General features: G+C 74.9%; 1 protein-coding gene and 1 pseudogene. One reads left to right on the top strand and one right to left on the bottom strand.

Annotated features, from left to right (window positions below; genetic code table 11):
* Positions 1–181 precede the first annotated feature (181 nt).
* Positions 182–1,756: a sigma-70 family RNA polymerase sigma factor gene (locus tag AB8Z75_RS32815; protein ID WP_369208452.1), complete on the top strand. Its 1,575-nt coding sequence runs from the start codon at positions 182–184 to the stop codon at positions 1,754–1,756.
* A 1,988-nt stretch (positions 1,757–3,744) separates the two neighbouring features.
* Here AB8Z75_RS32815 and AB8Z75_RS32810 read toward each other — a convergent pair.
* Positions 3,745–4,188: pseudogene (locus tag AB8Z75_RS32810) on the bottom strand (AAA family ATPase); the annotation flags it as partial.
* Positions 4,189–4,574 lie beyond the last annotated feature (386 nt).

Here is a 4,574-nt window from a genome sequence, read left to right as displayed (position 1 = left end):
GCGTTACGCCCGTACGTGCTGCCGGGATGCGGACACCGCGGAGCCCCCCCCCCCCCCCCCCCCCCCCCCCCCCCCCCCCCCCCCCCCCCCCCCCCCCCCCCCCCCCCCCCCCCCCCCCCCCCCCCCCCCCCCCCCCCGCGGGGCGCTCGGTGGGGTGTCGGACGCGGAGTTGTTGTCGCGGATGCGGAAGGGGGACGACGGGGCGTACGAGGAGCTGTACCGACGGCACGCGGAACCGGTGCGGCGTTACGCCCGTACGTGCTGCCGGGATGCGGACACCGCGGAGGATCTGACCGGTGAGGTCTTCGCGCGCACCCTGCAGGCGGTCAGGGGCGGCAAGGGCCCCAGGACCGCGGTGCGGGCGTACCTGCTCACGTCCGTGCGGCACGTGGCCGCGGCGTGGACGCGGACGCGGCGGCGGGAGCGGCTGGTGGACGATTTCGCGGTGTTCGTGCAGTCGGCGGCTGCCGCCTCGGGGGCGCGGGATGTGGACACCCTGGACCTGGGCGCCGACGTGCGGGCGATGCACAAGGCGGAGCAGACGCTGGTGGTTCGCGCGTTCGAAAGCCTGTCGGAACACGATCGGATGCTGCTGTGGCACACGGCGGTCGAGGGCGACAAGCCGCAGGACGTGGCGGTGCTCCTGGGCACGTCGCGGGGCGCGGTGGCCACGGCGGCGCACCGGGCGCGGGAGCATCTCAAGCAGGCGTATCTGCAGGCGCACGTCAGTCGGGCGCTGACGCAGGGCGGGGAGTGCGCGCGCTACGCGGACCGGCTGGGCGCGTACGCGCGCGGTGGGCTGCGGATGCGGGCCGAGCGGGGGCTGGCCCGGCACCTGGAGGGGTGTGCTGCCTGCAGTCAGGCGGCCTCGGAGGTGCGGGATCTCAACGAGCACATCAGGCTGGTCCTGCCTGTCGCGCTCGTCGGCTGGTTCGGTACGGCGGGCGGAGCGAAGGCGTTCGCCGCGCTGCTCGGCGGTGGCGCGGCTGCCGGAGGGGCGGCTGCCGGAGGGGCTGCGGCCGGTGGCGCGGGGGCGAGTGGCGCGGGCACGGGCGCCGCGACGGAGGGGCTCGGGACCCCGGCGAAGGTCGGTATCGGGCTGGGCGTGGCCGCGGCGGCGGGAGCGGTGCTCGCCTATGCGTTGACCGGTGGTGACGAGCCGGTGGAGAAACCGCGGGCTCGTCCCTCCGCGCCGCACGCGGCGCCGGACCAGCCGCCTCGGAAGCCGGAACCGGAACCACCCGGTCCGCGTCCGGAGCCCCGGCAGCCGACGGCACACCCGCCGGCGCCACGGCCTCAGCCCGTCCGGGCCGCACCGCAGCGCCCGGCCCCGAAGACGGAGCCGGGGCCGGGGGAGGAACCCGTACGGCGTCCCGGCCCCCGGCCGACCGCCCCGGAACCGGAGCCCGAGCCCACGCGGAAGCCGCGCCCCGAGCCGTCAGCACCGCCCTCACCGCCTTCGTCCCGGCCTCCAGCCTCGCCTCCGGCCGAACGTCACGTCATCCGCGTCACGGAACACAGCGTCGTACTGGATTCCACGGCGGGAGAGCACACGGTGCGGCTGGTGGTGGAGCGTCAGCCTTCGTTGAAGGCGTCGGCGTCAGCGTCCGCTTCGACGTCGGCATCGGCGCGGGAGTCGGTCGCGAGTTGGGCACACAGCTTGTCGAGGCGGGCCGCTGCCTCGGCGGGAGTGAGGGGCGGCCCGGTGGTTTCGGGGCCGTCTCCGGGGTCGTCGTCGGCCGCGCCGGCGCAGTAGGCGCGGATGGCGCCGTCGAGGCGCAGGTCGGGGACGCTCGCGGGCAGGTCGCCGCGCATCGCGCCGGCCGCGTCGGCGAACCGGACGGCGAGGGCCGGACGGCCGGCCCGGTGCAGAATGAAACCGGCGGTCAGCAGGGCGTTTCCGGTGATGGTCTCGGGCACGTCCACCTCCAGTCCGGCATGGAGGGCGGCGCTGATCTTGCGGAGGGCTTCGGGGAGCAGGTCGTCGCCCTCGGCCACGGTGATGCGTGCGTCGAGTACGCGGAGCGCGACCTCGAGCATGGCAGGCGGGCTCCCGAGGGAGAAATTCTTCTCGGCTTGCCGGTACAGCTCGCGGGCGCGTGCGGGGTCGTCGTCCTCCACAGCGGCCATGGCACGGACGAAGCCGGCGAGGGTCTGCGCGTCGCGGATGCCGAGCCGGTCGCCGTCGTCCATGGCGCGCTGGGCGAGCTGGTCGGCCTGCTGCGTGTCGCCCTGGCGGAACCAGATCTCGGCGATGCGGACGAGGAGTACCGGCATTTCGGTGAGGGCGCCGAGCTGCTGCGCGTACCGCATGGCCGTCTCGCACTCGGCGCGGGCGTCGTCGTAGCGGCCTTCCTGGATGGCGATCTCGGCGCGCAGGCCGCACAGCTGACTGAGCATCCAGCGGTCGCCGGTGCCTTCGGCGAGGGCGCTGATCTCGGGGAGGTCCCCCTGCATCCGCGGGAGGCCGCCGGGGGTGTCGAGGCGGACGTGGGCGCGGAAGAGCAGCGCGACGGCGAGTTCCCAGGGCCCGCTGTGGCGGCGGCAGTTCGTGACGAGATCGTCCAGAAGGGGCCCGATGCCCTTGCTGCCTTCGACGAGGAAGCCGGCGAAGGGCCAAAGCATGCCGGGGAAGCGCGCGGCGGCCGGGCCGGGTTCGCGGAAGGTGGCGACCAGCTGCGCCGCGACAGCGCGGTGAGAGGACTTGTGGACGAGTTCCTCGGTGCGGTGTTCGGACAGCAGGAAGTAGTCGAGGAGTTGAAGTTCGCGATACAGGAGTTCGTCGTCCTCGTCCCGTTCCTCGGAGGAGGCCGGCAGCAGGGTGAGGGCGGCCTCGACCCAGCGGGCTCCCTCGTCGCGGAAATTGCGCAGCCACCAGAACCAGCCCACCGAGCGGACGAGCGCGACCACGGTCTCGCGGTCGCGGTGGTGCAGGGAGCGGTAGAGAGCGGCGCGGATGTTGTCGAGGTCGGCTTCGATGCGGGGCAGCCAGGAGAGCTGTTCGGCTGAGCGGATGCGGGGCTCGGCGGCGGTGGCGAAGCGGAGGATCTGGGCGGTGTGCCGAGCCTCGGCCTCGTCGCGCTCCTCGGGGTGTTCGGCGGCACGCTCGCGGGCGTAGTCGTGGATCGTCTCCAGCATGCGGTAGCGCACACCGGTGCCCGTCAGGGCGGGGGGCTGGTCGGCGACGAGGATCGACTTGTCGACCAGGGCGGAGAGCAGGTCGAGCACGTCGTCCGGGTGGATGCGCGCACCCGGTGGAGGGTCCGGGGTCGGCGGCGACTCGTCCGCACACACGTGTTCGGCAGCGGAGAGGGTGCAGCCGCCCGCGAAGACGGAGAGCCTGCGGACGGCGGTGCGCTCACGCTCGTCCAACAGGTCCCAGGACCAGTCCACGACGGCCCGCAGCGTCTGCTGGCGGGGCAGCACGGTACGGCTGCCGCTGGTCAGCAGCCGGAAACGGTCGTCGAGCCGGTCCGCGATCTGCCGCGGGGTGAGCGAGCGGAGCCGTGCGGCTGCCAGTTCGATCGCGAGGGGCAGCCCGTCGAGACGGCGGCAGATCTCCGCCACGGCCTCCGCGTCCTCACTCGGGCGGAAACCAGGGCGCGCCGCGGCGGCACGGTCAGCGAAGAGGCGGTGCGCGGGCGCGGGCGGCAGCGGCTCGACAGGACGCACGGCCTCCCCCGGCACGCCGAGGGGCTCGCGGCTGGTGGCCAGGACGGTCAGCCCGGGGCAGTGCGCCAGAAGCGTCTCGGCGAGCGTGGCAGCCGCGTGAACGACGTGTTCGCAGTTGTCGAGCACCAGCAGCGGAGTGCGGTGCTCCAAGTGCTCGACCAGCAGCGCCGTCGCGTCCTGTTCGCCACTGAGCGAACGTGAGCCCTCCGTGGCGGCGGTGGACAGCGCGGTCACCCGGCGGCCCAGCGCGCTGAGGACCGCGCCCGGCACCGCGGTGGGGTGGTCGAGCGGTGCCAACTCCACGAGCCAGGTGCCGTCGGGGTACGGCGTCGGGTCGGCGGCGCCCGTGGTGGCCGCGACCTGCTCGGCGAGCCGGGTCTTGCCGGAGCCGCCGGGGCCGGTCAGCGTCACCAGTCGGGAGGCCACGAGGTCGGCGTCGAGGGTGGCGATGTCCGTCTCGCGCCCGACGAAGCTGGTCAGCCGCGCCCGGAGGTTGCTCGGTGTGCGCGCCGCCACCTGCTCCTCCGCGGTGGGTGTCGGTCTCGCGCCGCGAGAGGGGGCCGGCTCTCCCCCGGTTCCCGGCTGGCCCGGTCGGCCCGGCTGTGCGGCTCGTACCGGCGAGGCTGACTGCGCGTCGCCGCGTGACGGGGCCGGCTGCGCCTCGCCTCCCGGCGGGGCCGATTGTTCGTCGCCGCGTGACGGAGCACCGTTCGGCGTGCGGGAGGTCGAGCCGCCGTCGTCCGCGTCCGCCGCCGCACTCGGTGTGGGAGCACCGTCGTCCGCCGCCGACCCAGGTGCGCGAGCACCACCATCCGCCGTCGACCCGGGTGCGCGAGCACCGTCGTGCGTCGCGGATCCGTCCGGGGTGCCGCGGACCGTGTCCGGGGCGGRSSCCSGRCGGA

The sequence above is a fragment of the Streptomyces sp. PU-14G genome (genome assembly GCF_041028275.1).
Classification (GTDB): domain Bacteria; phylum Actinomycetota; class Actinomycetes; order Streptomycetales; family Streptomycetaceae; genus Streptomyces.
This window is presented reverse-complemented; position numbering and strand designations above follow the sequence as displayed.